We start from the raw sequence: 16,604 nt of genomic DNA, 5'->3' as shown, positions 1-16,604 counted from the left end.
GCGCGGCCCGGTAGGCGGTGGCGAGGTCGTCGAGCAGGATGCGCCAGGACAGCCCGTCGACCACGAGATGGTGGGCGATCAGCGCGAGCCGGTCCTCCACGCCGGGCCCGCCGGAGAACAGGTGCACCCGCAGCAGCCGTCCGGCTTCGGGGTCGAGGCTCCGGTGCAGCTCCGTGCAGACGCCGCCGACCGTCTCGGGCAGCGGGTCGGTCGACCGCAGCCGGGAGTGGCTCACGGTGTCCAGGTCGTCCTCGGGCCGGGTACGCCCGGGACCGCCGGGGCCGACCGGCCGGCGCAGCGCCGCGTGGCGGTGCAGGACGGCCCGGACCGCCACCGACAGGGCCTCGGCGTCCACACGCACCCGGCACCGCAGCAGAACGGACTGGTTCCAGTGCCGTGGTGTGTCGATCGGCTGTCGGAACAGCCAGCGCTGCGCGGGCGCGAGCCGTCCCGGCTCGGTGGTCGCCTCGGAGCGCGGCCGTGGAAGATACCGCGCGGACGCGGCAGCCGCGGCCAGCAGGCTGGGCGTCGGGTGCTCGTAGAAGTCCTCGAAAGCGACGCGGTGGCCGCGGTGGCGCAGAGAGGCGATGGTGCGCATCGCGAGGATCGAATCGCCGCCCAGGTCCAGCACGTTGGCGTGCTGATCCACCAGAGGCAGGCCCAGTGCCTCGGCCCACAGCTTCGCGATGACCAGCGCCAGCGACGCCGTGGCCCGGTCGGCGCTCCCCGCCGGGGTGGACGGTTCGCCCCGTGCCGTGCGTGCCCGGGACTGGATGAGGCCGGAGACGATGTCGCTCAGGCGTGCGCGGTCGAGCTTCCCGTTCGCTCCGAACGGGAAGTCGGGCACCGCGAGGATCGGCTGCGGCACGGAGTACGCGGGCAGTCGGTCGCGCAGGTGCGCGCGGAGCGCGGCGAGCGCCTCGCCCTCGTCGCGCCGGTCGGTCAGCCGTACGGCGGCCACCAGTTGGCTGCCCGAGGGGGTGGCGCGCACGATCACCGCGCACTGGCGGACACCCGGGAACTTCTCGATGGCGTGCTCGATCTCGACGGGGTCGACGCGAAAGCCCCGGATCTTGGCCTGGCGGTCGGACCGGCCGACGAAGACGAGATTCCCGTCCGGCCGGCGGCGGCACACATCGCCGGTCCGGTACTCGCGCCGTCCCTCGTACGTGGCGAATCTCCGCGCGGTCTCGTCCGGCCGTCCGTAATACCCGGCGCTCACGCCCTTTCCGCCGATGTGGAGTTCGCCCTCGGCGGCATCCTCGGCAGCGCCCTCGGCGGCGCCCTCGGCGGCGTCGGGCATCAGCCGCAGGTGGACCTCGCCGATGGCGGTGCCGATGGGCACGGTGGCCTCGTCCGTGGGCAGTTCGGCCACGTCGGCGGCGAGGAAGCAGGTGGCGCCGACGGTGGTCTCGGTCGGTCCGTAGTGGTTGGCGACCCGCGCGGCGACGCCGTCCTGGAGGAGACTCGCGGCGAGCGAGCGGGGCAGCGCCTCGCCGCCGAGGATGACGGTGTCCAGGGCGGGACCGCCGGAAGGACGGCCGGCCAGCAGCGCTGTCAGGTGCGAGGGCGTCGTCTTGAGCACCGACACCCCGGCGTCGTGCAGCGAGGCCCAGAACGCCTCCGGGTCGCGGGTCCGGTCGTCGGGGACCACATGCACCGATCCGGCGGTCGCCAGCGCGAGCAGCCAGGAGGTGTGACCGAGGTCCGCTGCGAGAGTGGTGACGAGCGCGAGGCAGGGCGCGTCGGCGGCGGCGAGCCCCAGCCGGTCGCGCAGGGACCGCGCGTAGTGCACGGCGTTGGCGTGGGTGACGGCGACGGCCTTCGGCTCCCCGCTCGACCCCGAGGTGAACGACAGGTACGCGAGGTCGTCCGGTGCCCGGGGGAGGACGGCGGGCGGATCGACGGGATCGGTCTTGGCGAGCGTGTCGACATCGACGAACTCGGTGCGGTACGGCTCGGGGGCCCGCATCCGGGGCGTCGTGGTGAGGACCTGGCTGACCTCGACGGCGTCCAGCCTCCGGCGTACGTCGTCCGGGCTCCACCCGGGGTCGACCACCACAGCGGCGGCCCCCGAGCGCAGGATGCCGTGCAACAGCGCGCACACCTGGGCGTCCCGGGCACCGAGCAGCGCCACCCGGTCACCGCGGCCGGTCCCCAGATCGGCGAGGCGGGCGGCGACATGTCCGGCCACGGTGTCGAGCTGACGGTGGTCGAAGGTGCGTGTGCCGTCGCTGAGGGCGGGCCGGTCCGGATACGTCCGGGCGTTGAGCATGAGCAGTTCGGGCAGCCAGGCCGGGGAGTGCGGCGAGGTCGGGGAGTGCGGCGAGGTGGGGGAGTGTGTCGCATCCGTCATGCTCGGCGACCTCCGGTGGTGGCGTTCGGCGTGCTGCCCGGGGAGAGATCACCGGCGATGTACACGGACAGCTCCTCCGTCAGTGACAGCCGCCCGGACAACTCCCAGGCGAGCAGACGGTGCAGGCCGTCGAGGTGGACGAGACCCTCGCCGGTCGGGAGGTCCGCGTAGTGGTCATGCGTCACCGGGCTGGTGCTCAGGTAGACGGAGCTGAAGGGGGAGTCGCCGAACTGCGTGATCTTCGCCATGCAGACGGGGTTGGCCGTGGCCAGCTCAGCGGTGCGCGAGCGCACCAGGTCCGCGGCCTGGCCGACCGTCCGCCCGGTGCGGGGTACGAGTTCGAACCCGCCGCCCTCACTGAGGTGCCAGGGCAGCATCACGTCGCGGAAGTCGGCGCGGGAGAGCCGGGCCTTCGACCAGGTGGTGAAGAGCTTGTCGGCCAGGAAGAGGACATTCTCCGCGTCCTGGTTGGTGTTGTTCCCGTGCTCGCGGGCCACGGGATGGTCCTGGCGGAAGGCGGTGAGCACCTCGTCGAAGGTGACTGGACCCATGATCTGCATCAGTGCCGCTCCTTCTTCTCGGGCTTTCTCACGCCGACCGGGCGTACTCGGTGAAGTGCCGTTCCCCGAACAGCTCCGGCCACCGGCCGCCGTCGAGGTCGAGGGCGCGGGCCGTGGCGAGCATGTGCCGCCAGTACGGTTTCACGGGCTGCCAGCGCGCCCCCGTCTGGCAGTAGCACGCGTCGATGAAATAACGGGAAGCGGTGCCGGGCGGGCTCGGCGCGGGTCTGCGGGCATGCACCAGGGCGGAGTTCACCAGTACGGTCGAGCCGGGCGGCAGCGTGTCGATCACCACCTCGCCGGGCAGTTCGACGCTGCCGAGATGGGCGAGCGCGGACTTGCTCCAGGGCTCCCGATGGGAGCCGGGCACTATCGTGAGGCTGCCTATCGTGCCGTCGAGGCCCCCGAGGTAGTGCAGGGCGTGCACCATCAGAAGCTTGGGGTCGTCCTGGTCGTTCGGCTCACGATCGTGGTGCCACGGTTTGCCGGGGACCCCGGGACCGTGCCGGTCGCTGTGCAGATGGTGGAAGACGAACGGCGTTTCCATGAGGTCCCCGATCAGCTCCAACAGCGGCTCGTGCGTGAGGAGTTCACCGTGGGCGGGCAGCTCCAGCTCCATGAGCGGCGGTGGGACGTCGGTTCCGGGGTCGCTGCAGGCGGCTATGGAGAGCGAGCGCAGTCCGTCGTCCACCCAGTGGTCCACTTCGGGTGTGAGCCGGTTCTGCAGCGATGTGGGAATCAGTCCGGGTAATACGAGGTACCCCGAGTCTGCGAATTGCTCGCGCTGTGCCGACAGCTTCCCGTTGCCTTCGAAAGAGAGCGGCATCTGACTCTTGTTCCTTTCGTGACCAATGTGGACAACCTGAAGTAAGTCTCTTTACGTCAAGTTGGCTCGAACGGACCGCAGGCGACTCAATGGCCGGGGAATTGTCTCTGCGGGAATGCGGACCGGAAGCCGCGGCCGTGGGCGCGCCTGGGTTTGTGAACCCTCAGCGTCGGGTGGCGGGCGAGAACGCGCCGGGGACCGACGGGATGCCGCTGGCCGATATCCTGCTCAAGGGCGCGGTGGTCCATGAACGTCCGGTGGCGGAGCACGGGTTCGCCGGCAATTGCCATCGCGTGAAGACGTGTCTACAGGAGGACCGGCCCCGGATTCCGGACGGGCTGGGCATCAGCCCTGGCCGTACCGGCGGTTCGAGGAAGGGCTTGAACGAGGGTCCGCGACCAGCACGTTCAGGGAGCGGTTAATCCGCACCCGGCGGCCGCCGCGCCCGCCGGCCGTACTCCGCCGAGGCCGACACGGAGATTCCCCAGACGTCCCTCGGTCGTTGTCGGCAGCGTAGACACAGCGAACCACACCCTTCCCGGGCTCGTACGGTCAAGACAGGCCTACACGCGCAGCGTAATTAGGCGTACTTCTTCTGACGTAGTGATCACGGAAAACGGCCGGAATCCCATGGTCCAGTCCGGATTCGGCCGGTTTACCGGGGGGCGACCAGGTGTTATGGCGCCGGAGACGCGCACGGATCGCGGGAAGGGCCGGGTGGGTCCGCGACCGCTGGATCAGTGCCCGAGCCGTCGTGCGGCGAAGCTGCGGTCCACGTGTACGGCCCACCGGTATCGGTTCTGCCGAAGTTCCGGCCGGGGCCGTCGTCACCGGTCGTCCGCCGCCTCCCAATTGCCCGACCGTCCCAGGAACGTATTCCAGGTAATCAGCGTCTACGCAGCTAAGAGCATCTGTGAGCGTTCCAGCTTCCCTCGTTGTCCGCTGGCGATTGCGGCCGCTTCCGACAACCCCGCAAGGTGAGTGAGGCACCGACCGAACTGGGAGCAGCGATCAGAACCCGACTCCGTATCAGCCTGGTCGACGCGTTGGCCGTCGTCGTGCTGATCACCTCCATCGCGGTCGTACTCACGATCGTCAACCGTCACTGACCACACCGCTCATCACCTTCCCGAAACGGAATCTGATTCTTATGCGTACGACCCGTAACCGCGCCGTCGCAGCCGCCGACGTCGCTCCCGTCGCGCCGCAGCAGTCGCACAGTGATCAGGTCAGCGGCAGAAGCAGGCGGGTCCCGGAGTGATCTCGTCGTGGATCCGGGCCCGCAACGGTGTTCACGCACGCACCGTCCCGGGTGGACGGTGACACCCGCACAGGGGCGCTCTCCCCGAGAGAAGGCGTTCCATGTGTCCACTCCTCGCTCACATCAACAAGGCAACGGACCTCAATTGCGGATCAATCTTCTCGGACCGATGGAAGTAACCGACGACGGCATTCAGGTCCGGATACCCGGCGAAAAACTACGCTCGATCCTGGCGGCTCTCTCGCTGTCGGTGGGCCGCTCCGTTTCGCGGAGCGAGCTCATCGACGAACTGTGGGGCGAAGAGCCCCCGAACAGCGCCGAAAATTCACTGCACGGCCATATAGCCCGGCTGCGCCGGGTGTTGGTGGCACACGGAGGGAAAGCCGCACTGCGCGATGTCATCCAGACCTCGGCGACCGGATACGTCCTGGAGCTGGCCGAGGAGGACATCGACGCCTCCCGGCTGCACCAACTGGTGGCCCGCGCCGACGAGGCGAGCGCGCGCGACCCGAGAGGAGCCGTTGACCTGCTGAACGAGGCGTTATCACTGTGGCGGGGCCCGGCGCTGATCGACGCCGGGCGCGGAATGATCTGCCAGGTGGCGTACACCCAACTGGAGGAGGTCCGGCTGGGAGCCTACGAAAGGCTCTTCGACCTCCGCCTCCGGCTGGATCACCCCCGGGCGATCATCCCCGAGCTGGAACAGATGCACGCCAGATACCCGCTGCACGAGCACTTCTGTGAACAGCTCATCACCGCCCTCTATCGCTCAGGCCGGCAGTCCGACGCCCTCAACACCTACCACCGCACCCGGGAGTACCTGTCGCAGCACTTAGGACTGCAACCCGGACACGAGCTGCGCGACACGTTCCAGGACATCCTCCGCCAGGCGCCCCATCTGACCAGACGGGAGTCCTGAGGAGAGATCGCACCGATTCTCACACCGATTTCGTGACCCGCAGGATCTGCCAGATGGCCCCCAGCCTGGCCCGGCCGTGGAAGGCCAGATACTCGGGCAGCACGAACTGGGGGCCCCACTTCTCCTTGTAGGCGAGCTGGCTGGCCGCGGGATAGACCTTGTCGCCGTGGTCGGCCAGCAGCCGCATGATCTTACGGGTGGCCGCGCTGGCCCCGGCCGGATCGTGCTCGGCGGACAGTCCGGTGAACGGGGTGAAGCCGAAGTGCAGCCACTGGGCCCCCTCCTGACGGAACATCTCCAGCGCGGTGAGGTTGATGGCCTCCATCACACCGGGGGGCGCGTCCGGGAGCCGGCGGCTGAGGTCGTGCAGCCACCCCGGGCGTGAGCCGTACGCGGGCGAGTACGAGATGTAGGCGATGGGCACCCCGTCGAGCCGGCCCAGCATCAGCCGGCGCGCGTGCTGCACGGGTCCGCCCAACTGGCCGACCAGGAACTCGATCTCCTTGACATGGCGGCCCTTGCTCCGCAGCCAGGCGCCGTCGATGCCGGCGATCTCCGCCGCGCACTCCTCGTAGCTGACCTCCGCCACCTCGAGACCGCTGCGCCGGGCCCGCGAGATCTTGTTGCGGAGTTTCATGAAACGGGTGCCGCGCAGGGCGAAGTCCGGCAGGTGCACCGAGTACGACGAGCCGACCTGATTGACCGTGAAACCACTGCGGACATAGAGGTCGACGTCGGCGGTCAGAACCTGTATGGCGACGACCTTTCGGCGCCGCCGGCGCGCGTGGTCGAGAAAAGCCCGCAGCAGCGCCTCCTGTTGATCCGGCGGGGCGTGGACACCGCCGAACTGGATCAGATACGAACCCGCCTCGCGATAGGCGACCACCCCGTCCACCGACGGATCGGTGAAGTACGCGTTACCGGAGTTGAGCGCGAGGAAAGCGCTGGGATTGTCGCCGTCCTTACGGAGTTTCTCCAGCACTTCGAGTACTTCTTCGTCGGATACCTCTCCGCTGCGCGTCGTCATCTCACTCCCGTTGCCTGATGCGTCGAGTTACGGGGCCTACGCCCGGTTCCATGCTCCCCGGAGTCTCCACGACCTCTCTTCCATTTCCCTGAAACGCCCGTCTCACTGCGGTCTCAGTGCCGTCTCAGCGCCGTCTCCGGGGATTGTCAGGGAGGTCTGTAATGGTCGTAACCACCACTTGGTCATACGAACGTTCCCGTCGTCGGATGGGAAATGGAGAACGGAGGGGCTGCGTGAGCAGCGATATCGCAACGCCTTCACTGTCAGGACGAGAAGATTCCGGAGCGCCTCGTCCGGAAATCCCCACCTACCTTTCCCTCATTGACGGAAAGAATGTTCCGAGCGGGTCCTGGGTCTACGTGGTCGACTCGGACGCCCTGCTCGACGACGCGTTTTCCACGCTCACCCTGAAGCGGAAACTGGAGAGCGGCCGCATCCCCGCCGACAATCTGCCGGCCACCATCGTCGGCCGGGTGGCGAGGGCGGACCGCCGGACCACGGATCTGGCGGTCGAGGCGGCGGCCGCCGCGGTCGGCCCCTGGTCCGCGTTCCCCCCGGAGACCCGGATCGAGCGGTTCGGCACCCTGCTGCGCCGCAGGATCGCCGAGCAGGCCGAGCGGATCACCGAGGTTCTCGTTCAGGAAGGACATCCGCTCGCTCTGGCCCGCTGGCAGGTGTCGGGGGCGCTGGAGGCCTTCGGGCCCGAGACGCTGGGCTTCTTCCGGAGCCAGATGCTCCAGGAGTACCGGCACGGGGAGCGGCAGATCTCCGTGCGCCGCCGTCCCGACGGTGTCGTCTGCCTCAACCCCCCGCAGAACGCTCCGCTGTCCAGCGCGCTGCTCGGCGTGACCGCGATCATGGCCGGCAACTCCCTGGTCGTACGGGCGCCCCGCAGCGCCCCGCTGGGCGCGATGTACGTCCTTCAGGAGATCGTGGCCCCGGTCCTCGCCGAGCTGGGCGCTCCCCCCGGCGTCCTCGGCGTGGTGTGCGGCGACCCGGCCCCGATGCTGGACGCCTGGCTGGACAGCCCGTTCGTCGACGACATCATGTACTTCGGCAGCAGCGAGAACGGGATCCGCTTCCAGGAGCGCTGCATCGCCGCCGGCAAGAAGCCGATCCTCGAACTGGCCGGCAACGACATCGTGCTGGTGTGGAAGGACGCCGATCTGGAGCTGGCGGCCGAGGCCATCACGGAGAGCTTCTACGGCTCCGGCCAGCTCTGCATGATCCCCAACCAGGTGGTGGCCCACCCGGCCGTCGCCGACGAGCTGGTGGCCCTGCTGGTCGACAGGGCCGCGCGGATCAGGCCCGGCCGGTCGTCGGAGGAGGGCGTGCTGCTCACCCCGGTGCTGCGCAACGAGAAGTTCTTCTCGTGCCTGCGCGACGCCCTGGACCACGGCGCCGAGCTGGTCTGCGGCGGGCACGCGATCCAGGAGGACGGGACCCGCGACACGGCCGGGATCTTCCTGGAGCCCACGGTCGTCAGGGTGCGCGGGCTGGAGAATGCCCGCGAGGTCCAGGCGGTCCGCGAGGAGACGTTCTTCCCGCTGCTCCCGCTGATCGTGGCCGAAGCCGCCCCCGACGAGGTGCTGTTGGAGCGGTTCATCGACTTCGTCAACAGCAACGCCTACGGGCTGCGGAACTCGGCGTGGGCCCGGGACCCCGCGGTGATCGACCGGATCGTCGGCCGGATCACCAAGGGCGGACTGCTCAAGGTGAACGACTCCCACATCGGGTTCCTGCCCTACATGCCGAGCCACGGCGGGACCGGCCTCACCGGAGGCGTGTTCGGCGAGGCCAACTACCCGATCCTGCGCACCTCCCACATCCAGGGCGTGAGCGTCGCCGCCGCCGGCGCGCGTCCCTCCGAAGCGGTGTTCGGCGCCTGGAAGGCCCTTCAGGCGGCCGCCGGACACCGACAGCCCTGACAGCCGCTCGTAACCGCGCCGCACCCGTCCCCGCGCCGCCCCCGTCCGCGCCCAGAAGCCACCCGAACAGAACAGAATTGAGGAGGATCCATGCGCTCGTTGGAAGCCGCACGCGAGACGTGCGAATCATTCCTGCCCGGCCTGCTCGACCTGCTCTCCAGCACGCCGCTGGAAGAGCTGGAAGCGCCCAAGAACCCCGCTCTCGACCACTTCCGCAAGGCCGGCGGCCCCGGCCTCGTGATCCCCAAGACCTACGGCGGGGCGGGCGCCGACCCGCTCCAGGCCCTCGCCGTCGTACGGGCCCTGGCCTCCAGGGCGCCGTCCCTGGCGATCGCCACCACGATGCACCACTTCTCGGTCGCGACCCTGTTCACCCTCGCCGAGTCCATCCAGAGCAGCGGCATGGAGTGGGCGCTGCTCGAAGGGATCGCGGAACAGCGGCTGCTGGTCGCCTCGGGCTTCGCCGAGGGCCGGCCGGGACGCGGCATCCTCTCGCCGATGATGACGGCGACGAAGGCCGAGGGCGGCTACGTCATCAACGGTGCCAAGAAGCCGTGCAGCCTCTCGCACTCGATGGACCTGCTCACCGCGAGCGTGGCGCTGCCGACCGACAGCGGTGAGCCGAGGATGGCGGTGCTGCTGATCCCCCGGCAGACCGAGGGGATCAGCGTCCACCAGTTCTGGGGGAGCCGCACCCTCGCGGGGGCCGAGAGCGACGAGGTACGGCTCACGGACGTCTTCGTCGACGAGCAGCTCATCATGCGCACCGAGCCGGGCGACGCCGGGAACCTCGACGACCTCCAGACCGTCGGGCTGATCTGGTTCGAACTCCTCATCTCCGCCTGCTACCTCGGCATCGTCAGCGGACTGGTCGAGCGGGTCGTCGACGGCGGCCGGGGCAGCGACTCCGACCGCGCCCGGGTGCTCACCCGGCTGGAGACGGCCGCCCTGCTGCTGGAGGGCACCGCCCGCATGATCAAGGACGGCGAGACCGGCAACACGGGGCTCGCCAACACGCTCGTCGCCCGGTACGCGGCCCAGGACGCGCTGGGCGACGCGCTGAACCAGGCCGTCGAACTGCTCGGCGGCACGACCTTCATGTCCTCCTCGGACGTGGCCTACCTGGCCGGCGCCGCGCACGGTCTGTCCTTCCACCCGCCGTCGCGGGCGAGCTTCACCCGGCCGTACCTGGACCACGTCGCGGGCGACCCGCTGCGTCTGACCTGACGAGGATGCCCATGACATCCGTGACAACGACACCGATTCTTCCGTCGCCCGTCCCCCCGATCTCCCCCACCCTCACGCCCGTCCTCGGGCGCGCCGAGCTGGGAAAGCTGTACCGGACCCGGCTCAGCAAGGGCCGGGCGACGCTCGGCGAACTGTTCGGCGGACACATCGAGGTGGCCTCGCAGGGCGCCTGGGTCACCACATCGGACGGCAAGACCTTCCTGAACTGCGGCGGTTACGGCGTCTTCCTCACCGGCGCCCGCCACCCCACCGTCATCCGGCACGTCGCCGAGCAGTTGGCCACCCACCCCGTGGCCACCCGGCTCTTCCTCGAACCGCAGGCGGCCCTGGCCGCCGACGCCCTGGTGTCGGTGGCGCCGGCCGGGCTGGAGCGGGTCCACTTCGCGGGGTCGGGTGCGGAGGCGGTCGAGACGGCCATCAAGCTGGCCCGCACCCTGGGCCGCCACCGGCTGATCGCCACGGAGAACGGCTACCACGGCAAGACCATGGGCGCGCTCAGCCTCACCGGCAGGAGCGTCTTCCAGGACCCGTTCCGGCCGCTGCTCCCCGAGACCAGCCATGTCCCGTACGGAGACGCCGCCGCCCTGGAACCCCTGCTCGCGGCGGCCCCCGGCGAGTCGTGCGTCTTCATCGAACCGGTGCAGGGCGAGGCCGGGGTGGTGATTCCGCCGGAAGGCTATCTGCGCGCGGTGCGCGCCCTGTGCGACCGGTACGGGGCCCTCCTCGTCCTGGACGAGATCCAGACCGGCCTGGGCCGGCTGGGCACCTGGTGGGGCGCGGACCGGGAGGGCGTCTCCCCCGACATACTGCTCGTCGGCAAGGGGCTCAGCGGGGGCGTCGTGCCGGTGTCGGCCGTCGTCGCCACCCGGGAGGCGTTCGGCGCCTTCGACCGGGACCCGTATCTGCACACGTCCACGTTCTCCGGGGCGCCGCTGGCGATGGCCGCCGTACGCGGGTCGCTCGCCGCGCTGCACGAGGACGACCTCGTGGCCCGCTCCCGCGACCTGGGCGCCGAGATCCTCCCCGAGCTGGACCGGATCGTCCGGTCGCACTACGGCGCCGCCGTGCGCGAGGTGCGGGGACGGGGCCTGCTGCTGGGGATCGAGTTCACCGATCCCGGCCCGGCGGGCGACCTGCTCATCGAGCTGATCATGAACGGCGTCATCGCCAACCACTCGCTCAACTCGCACCTGGTCCTGCGCTTCACCCCTCCCGCGGTTCTGACCAGGGCGGACCTGGACTTCTTCTACGAGGCGGTCGACCGCGCGTGCCGCGCGCAGGGCGCCCGCTACGCACCCACAGCGGAAGGCGACACCATCCATGCGTAGCGCTCATGTGACCATCCGAGTCCACGACATCGAGGCGGCGGCGGCATTCGATCGGGTCGGCGCCTTCAACCGGTACGCCGAACTGTCCGACGTCATCCGCTCGGTGACGACCCGTCAGGTGTCGGCCGAGGAGGAGGCCAGCGACTGGGACGTCTACTTCCGCAACGGCATCCTGAGCTGGAGCGAGACCGACCTGTTCGACCGGGACGCCCTGACCATCACCTTCGAGCAGATCGACGGCGACTTCGCCGAGTTCAACGGCGTCTGGCGGCTCACCGCCGACGGCCGGGACTGCCTGGTCGACTTCAGCGCCGAGTTCGACTTCGGCATCCCCAGCCTCGCGGGCATCCTCGACCCGGTCGCCGAGCGGGTCTTCAAGGAGACCATCGCCCGCGTCGTCATCAGCCTCTTCGCCGGCAACGCCTCCGTGGTCGGCGACGAGGCGGTCGCCCGCGCCGTCGCCGAACTGACGGCCGAGCCCGTCGTCGCCACCTCGGGAGCGCGCTGATGGACGGGAAGAACCTCTTCGAGACGCGGACCACCTACCGGCTGATCCGGCTGGAGTACGGGCTCGGTCTGGTGATCGCCGCCGTCTACTTCCTCGTCCACATCGGCGAGGTCAGATGGCTCCCCGCCGTCGGTCTTTTCGTGTACATCGACCTCATCGGCTACATCCCCGGCGCCATCGCCTACCACCGCAGCAAGACCAAGCGGATCCACCGCGGCTACTACGTCGCGTACAACGTGATGCACAGCCTGGCCACCCAGACGCTCGTCGTGCTCGCGTGGATCTGGCTGTGGGGCCCCGAGTGGGCGCTGCTGGTCGTCCCCATCCATCTCTTCGGCGACCGCGCGCTGTTCGGCAACTTCCTCAAGCCGTTCGCGCTGGACTTCGAACCGGTCGCGCACCCCGCGTACTCCCGTTTCACCGGCCAGTTCGACGCGGCGCCGGCCGCGCCCGCCGCCTCCGCCGCGCGCCCCGAACCGTCACACCGATGACCATCTCCCGAAGGGAACCCGTCATGGAAGAGACCTACCAGCGCCTGGTGGAACTGCTCACCAGTACGTTCGGCCTCGACGCCGGCAGCATCACGCCGGCCAGCACCTTCAGCGAGCTCGAACTCGACTCCCTCGCCCTGGTGGAGCTGTCGATCGCCGCCCAGGAGGAGTTCGACGTACCGATCGAGGACAGCGAGCTGGGCCTCGAGTCGACCGTCGGGCAGGCCGCCGAGACCATCTCCGGCAAACTGACCACCGTCTGATGGCTCGGCAACCGACGTCCGCCCCGGCACGGGCGCCGTTCGACGCCGCGATCACCGGCGTCGGCATGGTCACCGCGGCCGGGGTCGGGGTGGAGCGGAGCTGGGAGCGGATCCGCGCCGGGGAGGGTACGGCGGCCTCCGAGGTGCCCGCCCTGGCCGGCATACCCGCCGACTTCGCCTGCGCCGTGGCCGACTTCGACCCCAGCGGGCTCATCGAGCGCAAGCAGGCGTGGCGGCTGGACCGCAGCAGCCAGCTCGCGCTGGTCGCCGCGCACGAGGCCGTCACCGACTCCGGCCTCGACCGGGACTCCTGGGACGCCACCCGGGTCGGGGTGATCCTCGGCAACGGCATCGGCGGCGCCGCCACCTGGGAGAAGCAGCACAACGTGCTGCTGGAGCGGGGTCCGCGCAAGGTCTCCCCGCTGCTCGTGCCGATGCTCTCGTCCAACATGTGCGCCGGGTACGTGTCCATGATGTTCGGCGCCCAGGGCCCCAGCCTGGTGACGTCGACGGCCTGCGCCTCCGGAACCACGGCGGTGGGCATGGCGCGGGAACTGCTGCGCAGCCGGATCTGCGACGTGGTGATCACCGGCGGCACCGAGGCGCCTCTCGTCCCCTCGCTGATCGCCGGGTTCGGCCAGATGCGGGCCCTGGCCGGCCGCCGCGACGACCTGTCCACCACCTCCCGGCCCTTCAACGCCGACCGGAACGGCTTCGTGGCCGCCGAGGGCGCGGCCATCCTCGTCCTGGAGCGGGCCGAGGACGCCAGGGCGCGGGGCGCCACCGTCCGGGCCATGGTCAGCGGTTACGGGGCTTCCGCCGACGCGTACCACGCGACGGCTCCCGAGCCGAACGGCAGAGGTGCCGAACTCGCCCTGCGCGCCGCGCTGTCCGACGCCGGGGTCGGCCCGGACGAGGTGGACCACGTCAACGCGCACGGCACGGCGACGATGCTGAACGACGCCACCGAGGCCAGGACCATCCGCCGGGTGCTCGGCGAGCGGCCCGCCGTCACCTCCGTCAAGGGGGTGGTGGGCCACTCCCTGTCCGCCGCCGGCGCCATCGAGGCGGTGGCGACGGCGCTCACCCTCGAAGAGGGGCGCATCCCACCGACGGCCAATCTGGAGAGCCTGGATCCGGAGCTGGACATCGACGTGGTGTTCAAGGCCGGGCGCGATCTGCGCGCCGAGGTGGCCGTCAGCAATTCCTTCGGATTCGGCGGACAGAATGCCGTACTGCTGTTCACCAGGGCCTGAGCGGTGCGCGACCGCCGAGGAGGCCGGGGTACGCGTCTCCTCGGCGGCGGGCACCTCGGCGGGTGCCCCCGGGGCCGCTCACCGGTCTCAGGGGGATCTCAGCGTGATCTCAGAACGCTGCGGCAGTATCGGAGTCGCAGCGGGAGCGGAGCGGTGACTCATCCGTTCCCGAGGCAAGGAGAGGTACCCGAAGCGGTCCAACGGGGTTCCGGGGCAACCCGGATCGGGCGCAAGCCCCCGCAGGTTCGAATCCTGCCCTCTCCGCCGGCCATCCGATGCCGTGCCGCGACGCCGCCCCCGCCCCCGCTCCCGCGGGGTGCGCGCCCCGCGCCGCCAGGCAGGCAGTCAGCGCGCGCGTCGACCCCACCCCCACACACCCGTTCCCGGAAATTGCCGGGCCCGCCCTCCGGGGCCGGGGGCCCGTTCCGCGGCACCACCCGAGACGTTGCGAACCGTGAAGGGAAGTCCGGATGATCGACAAACTCCTGAAGGCGCCACTGGAGTTGGTGGAGAACAACTTCAAGCAGCCCAACGGGCGAGCCGGCCGGCTGATCGGCCACGTGATGACCAAGCAGCACCGCACGCTCACCGTGTGGGCGATCGAGCACATGGGGGTACGGCGCTCCCAGCGCGTCCTGGACATCGGCTGCGGCGGCGGAATGGCCGTCAAGCTCCTGTCGGAACGGGCGACTCAGGGCTTCGTCGCCGGAGTCGACTACTCGACGGAGATGGTCCGGCAGTCCGTACGGCGCAACGTCGAAGGCGTCGCCGCTGGACGGGTGGAGTTCAAGCAGGGCGACGCGGGCCAACTGCCGTACGAGGACGCGTCCTTCGACCAGGTGAGCGCGATCGAGACGTTCTACTTCTGGCCCGACCCGATGCGCGGGCTCAGCGAGGCGTACCGCGTGCTCAAGCCCGGCGGCCAGGTGTCGATCACTCTGGAGATGAGCCGGGAGACGCCGGAGAAGCCCACGCCCAAACAGCGCTACCTGGGGCGGCGGTTCACCGAGCGCTCCGAGCGCGAGGGCCTGAGGATCCTCTCGGGCGCCGATCTGGTGGAGATGCTGGGCAAGGCCGGTTTCCGGGACGGCCGGTACGTCGCTGAGCCGACCCGCTCGTTCGGCTGGGTCTGCGCACTGGCCCGTAAGTGAAGGGGACGGAACCTCCGATGACGGCAACAAGCGACACCGCCACTTCCACCGCGACCCCGGTCCGGCCGGGGGCGCCCGCTCCCTCCGCGCCGGAGGCGCGCAGCCTGCCGGTGCTGGGCAGCGTCCTGGATTTCCGCAAGGACATCCTGGAGGCCATGCGGCAGGGCTGGCGCGACCACGGCGACCTGGTCCGCTACCGGCTCGGCCCGGTCGTCGTGCACGGCGTCTCCAGCCCCGAACTCGCCGGTGAGGTCCTCACCGACAGCGCGACGTACGGCAAGCTCGGCCCGGACAACCCGCTCCGGCTGATCCTCGGCGAGGGCCTGCTCACCGGTGACGACCACGAGAGCTGGATGCGCAACAGGCGCATGATGCAGCCGATCTACACCAAGCAGGCGATCGCCCGCATGTTCGACTCGATGTCCGAGTCGACCACCCGACAGGTCGCCCACATGGCTGACACGTACCGAAGCGGCGACGTGGTGGACGTCCATCAGGAGATGATGCGGGTCACGCTCGACATCGTCAGCCGGTGCATGTTCAGCACCGATGTCGAGCGGACCAGGGACGGCATCGGCCCGGAAGCCGTCGACATCGCCATCAACTACGCGTTCGACCGACTCCAGAACCCCTTCAGCCCGCCGCCCGAGTGGCCCACACCGCGCAACCGCCGCTTCCAGGCGGTGATGAAGGGGATCAACGACATGACGTACGGGATCATCGCCGAGCGCCGCAAGGCGGCCGCCGACGGTGTCCCCCGCGGTGACGGTGTGCCCGACCTGCTCGACATGATGCTGGACGTACGGGACGCCGACACCGGCGAGGGCATGAGCGACCGTCAGGTGCGCGACGAGGTCATCACCACCTTCGGCGCCGGGCACGAGACCACGGCGATCACCCTCACCTGGGCCTTCTACCTGCTCTCCGGCAACCGGTCGGCCATGCGCCGGGTGCAGGAGGAGGTGGACGAGGTCCTCGGCGACCGCATGCCCACCATGGAGGACCTGGCGGCCATGCCGTACGCCCTCCAGGTCTTCGAGGAGGCGCTGCGGCTGTACCCGTCGGCGCCGATCGTTCCCCGGCTGGTCCTCAAGGACACCGTCCTCGGGGGTTATTCCGTGCCGGCCGGCTCGCGGCTGCTGGTCAACCTCTTCAACATCCACCGCCACGAGCGGCACTGGAGCGATCCGGAGCGCTTCGACCCGGACCGCTTCTCCGCCGAGAGCAGGAAGGGCCGGCACCGTTTCGCGCACATGCCCTTCGGCGCTGGGCCCCATCTCTGCATAGGCAAGCACTTCGCGCTGATGGAGGCACACCTGCTGCTCGCCGCCCTGGTACGGCGGTACGAATTCCGGCACGTGCCCGCGCACCGGGTCGTCAACCAGGCATCGATCACGCTGCGGCCCCGCTACGGAATGTCCATGACCGCGCACGCCCGTACGGGAGCCCCCGGCGCCCCGTAAGACGTCACAGCAGAACCAG

The 16,604-nt window shown here is 69.9% G+C and carries 15 protein-coding genes and 1 tRNA gene; 12 read left to right on the top strand and 4 right to left on the bottom strand.

The features are described from left to right. The 3 genes from QR77_RS18830 to QR77_RS18820 form a co-directional block, all read right to left on the bottom strand. Positions 1-2,356: AMP-binding protein (locus QR77_RS18830; RefSeq protein ID WP_150130571.1), on the bottom strand; the 2,356-nt coding region annotated here is incomplete at its 3' end. Then, positions 2,353-2,916 carry a DUF6309 family protein gene (locus QR77_RS18825; RefSeq protein WP_040023075.1) on the bottom strand — a complete coding sequence of 188 codons (564 nt, stop codon included), beginning with the start codon at positions 2,914-2,916 and terminating at the stop codon, positions 2,353-2,355. The genes QR77_RS18825 and QR77_RS18830, both read right to left, overlap by 4 nt. A 28-nt stretch (positions 2,917-2,944) precedes the next feature. Then, positions 2,945-3,742, bottom strand: coding sequence for a phytanoyl-CoA dioxygenase (locus QR77_RS18820; RefSeq protein ID WP_052488889.1), 798 nt, complete (start codon positions 3,740-3,742; stop codon positions 2,945-2,947). A 977-nt stretch (positions 3,743-4,719) separates the two neighbouring features. Here QR77_RS18820 and QR77_RS49810 point away from each other — a divergent pair. Then, positions 4,720-4,851, top strand: a complete 132-nt coding sequence (locus QR77_RS49810) for a hypothetical protein (protein WP_269084336.1) — start codon at positions 4,720-4,722, stop codon at positions 4,849-4,851. Positions 4,852-5,172: 321 nt separating this feature from the next. Beyond that, positions 5,173-5,922 carry an AfsR/SARP family transcriptional regulator gene (locus QR77_RS18815; protein WP_236710731.1) on the top strand — a complete coding sequence of 250 codons (750 nt, stop codon included), beginning with the start codon at positions 5,173-5,175 and terminating at the stop codon, positions 5,920-5,922. Between the two features lie 19 nt (positions 5,923-5,941). Here QR77_RS18815 and QR77_RS18810 read toward each other — a convergent pair whose 3' ends face one another. Further along, positions 5,942-6,949, bottom strand: a complete 1,008-nt coding sequence (locus tag QR77_RS18810; protein ID WP_052488888.1) for a DUF2156 domain-containing protein — start codon at positions 6,947-6,949, stop codon at positions 5,942-5,944. A 359-nt stretch (positions 6,950-7,308) separates the two neighbouring features. Here QR77_RS18810 and QR77_RS18805 point away from each other — a divergent pair, with 359 nt between their 5' ends. The 10 genes from QR77_RS18805 to QR77_RS18765 all read left to right on the top strand — a co-directional run bounded on the left by QR77_RS18805 (position 7,309) and on the right by QR77_RS18765 (position 16,585). Next, complete coding sequence (locus QR77_RS18805; protein ID WP_040023071.1) at positions 7,309-8,877, top strand: aldehyde dehydrogenase; 1,569 nt, start codon at positions 7,309-7,311, stop codon at positions 8,875-8,877. A 90-nt stretch (positions 8,878-8,967) separates the two neighbouring features. Further along, positions 8,968-10,104, top strand: a complete 1,137-nt coding sequence (locus QR77_RS18800) for an acyl-CoA dehydrogenase family protein (RefSeq protein WP_040023069.1) — start codon at positions 8,968-8,970, stop codon at positions 10,102-10,104. An 11-nt stretch (positions 10,105-10,115) separates the two neighbouring features. After that, on the top strand, positions 10,116-11,453 hold the full coding sequence (locus QR77_RS18795) for an aminotransferase class III-fold pyridoxal phosphate-dependent enzyme (RefSeq protein WP_078876871.1): 1,338 nt from the start codon (positions 10,116-10,118) through the stop codon (positions 11,451-11,453). Next, positions 11,446-11,961, top strand: a complete 516-nt coding sequence (locus QR77_RS18790) for an SRPBCC family protein (protein WP_040023067.1) — start codon at positions 11,446-11,448, stop codon at positions 11,959-11,961. The genes QR77_RS18795 and QR77_RS18790 overlap by 8 nt, the downstream gene beginning before the upstream one ends. Next, positions 11,961-12,452 carry a hypothetical protein gene (locus tag QR77_RS18785; RefSeq protein WP_052488887.1) on the top strand — a complete coding sequence of 164 codons (492 nt, stop codon included), beginning with the start codon at positions 11,961-11,963 and terminating at the stop codon, positions 12,450-12,452. The genes QR77_RS18790 and QR77_RS18785 overlap by 1 nt, the downstream gene beginning before the upstream one ends. After that, positions 12,449-12,715, top strand: a complete 267-nt coding sequence (locus QR77_RS18780) for a phosphopantetheine-binding protein (protein ID WP_236710730.1) — start codon at positions 12,449-12,451, stop codon at positions 12,713-12,715. The genes QR77_RS18785 and QR77_RS18780 overlap by 4 nt, the downstream gene beginning before the upstream one ends. Further along, a complete protein-coding gene (locus QR77_RS18775; RefSeq protein WP_173476319.1) occupies positions 12,715-13,971 on the top strand; it encodes a beta-ketoacyl-[acyl-carrier-protein] synthase family protein in 1,257 nt (418 codons plus the stop codon). The genes QR77_RS18780 and QR77_RS18775 overlap by 1 nt, the downstream gene beginning before the upstream one ends. Positions 13,972-14,148: 177 nt before the next feature. Further along, positions 14,149-14,235, top strand: a tRNA-OTHER gene (locus QR77_RS46005). 206 nt (positions 14,236-14,441) lie between these two features. Continuing rightward, positions 14,442-15,122 carry a methyltransferase domain-containing protein gene (locus QR77_RS18770; protein WP_052488886.1) on the top strand — a complete coding sequence of 227 codons (681 nt, stop codon included), beginning with the start codon at positions 14,442-14,444 and terminating at the stop codon, positions 15,120-15,122. Positions 15,123-15,139: 17 nt separating this feature from the next. Continuing rightward, a complete protein-coding gene (locus QR77_RS18765) occupies positions 15,140-16,585 on the top strand; it encodes a cytochrome P450 (protein ID WP_052488885.1) in 1,446 nt (481 codons plus the stop codon). The last annotated feature ends 19 nt before the right edge of the window (positions 16,586-16,604 follow it).

Origin of the sequence: Streptomyces sp. 150FB (genome assembly GCF_000818195.1) — a bacterium.
Classification (GTDB): Bacteria; Actinomycetota; Actinomycetes; order Streptomycetales; family Streptomycetaceae; genus Streptomyces.
The sequence above is the reverse complement of the archived record's forward strand: the minus strand, read 5'-3'. Positions and strand labels throughout refer to the sequence as shown.

Excerpts from the sequence above, each read along its gene's own strand:
- QR77_RS18825 (WP_040023075.1), bottom strand. The coding sequence starts at position 2,916 with ATGCAGATCATGGGTCCAGTCACCTTCGACGAGGTGCTCACCGCCTTC.
- QR77_RS18780 (WP_236710730.1), top strand. The coding sequence starts at position 12,449 with ATGACCATCTCCCGAAGGGAACCCGTCATGGAAGAGACCTACCAGCGC.
- QR77_RS18800 (WP_040023069.1), top strand. The coding sequence starts at position 8,968 with ATGCGCTCGTTGGAAGCCGCACGCGAGACGTGCGAATCATTCCTGCCC.
- QR77_RS18770 (WP_052488886.1), top strand. The coding sequence starts at position 14,442 with ATGATCGACAAACTCCTGAAGGCGCCACTGGAGTTGGTGGAGAACAAC.
- QR77_RS18775 (WP_173476319.1), top strand. The coding sequence starts at position 12,715 with ATGGCTCGGCAACCGACGTCCGCCCCGGCACGGGCGCCGTTCGACGCC.
- QR77_RS18790 (WP_040023067.1), top strand. The coding sequence starts at position 11,446 with ATGCGTAGCGCTCATGTGACCATCCGAGTCCACGACATCGAGGCGGCG.
- QR77_RS18785 (WP_052488887.1), top strand. The coding sequence starts at position 11,961 with ATGGACGGGAAGAACCTCTTCGAGACGCGGACCACCTACCGGCTGATC.
- QR77_RS18795 (WP_078876871.1), top strand. The coding sequence starts at position 10,116 with ATGACATCCGTGACAACGACACCGATTCTTCCGTCGCCCGTCCCCCCG.
- QR77_RS18810 (WP_052488888.1), bottom strand. The coding sequence starts at position 6,949 with ATGACGACGCGCAGCGGAGAGGTATCCGACGAAGAAGTACTCGAAGTG.
- QR77_RS18765 (WP_052488885.1), top strand. The coding sequence starts at position 15,140 with ATGACGGCAACAAGCGACACCGCCACTTCCACCGCGACCCCGGTCCGG.
- QR77_RS18815 (WP_236710731.1), top strand. The coding sequence starts at position 5,173 with ATGGAAGTAACCGACGACGGCATTCAGGTCCGGATACCCGGCGAAAAA.
- QR77_RS18820 (WP_052488889.1), bottom strand. The coding sequence starts at position 3,742 with ATGCCGCTCTCTTTCGAAGGCAACGGGAAGCTGTCGGCACAGCGCGAG.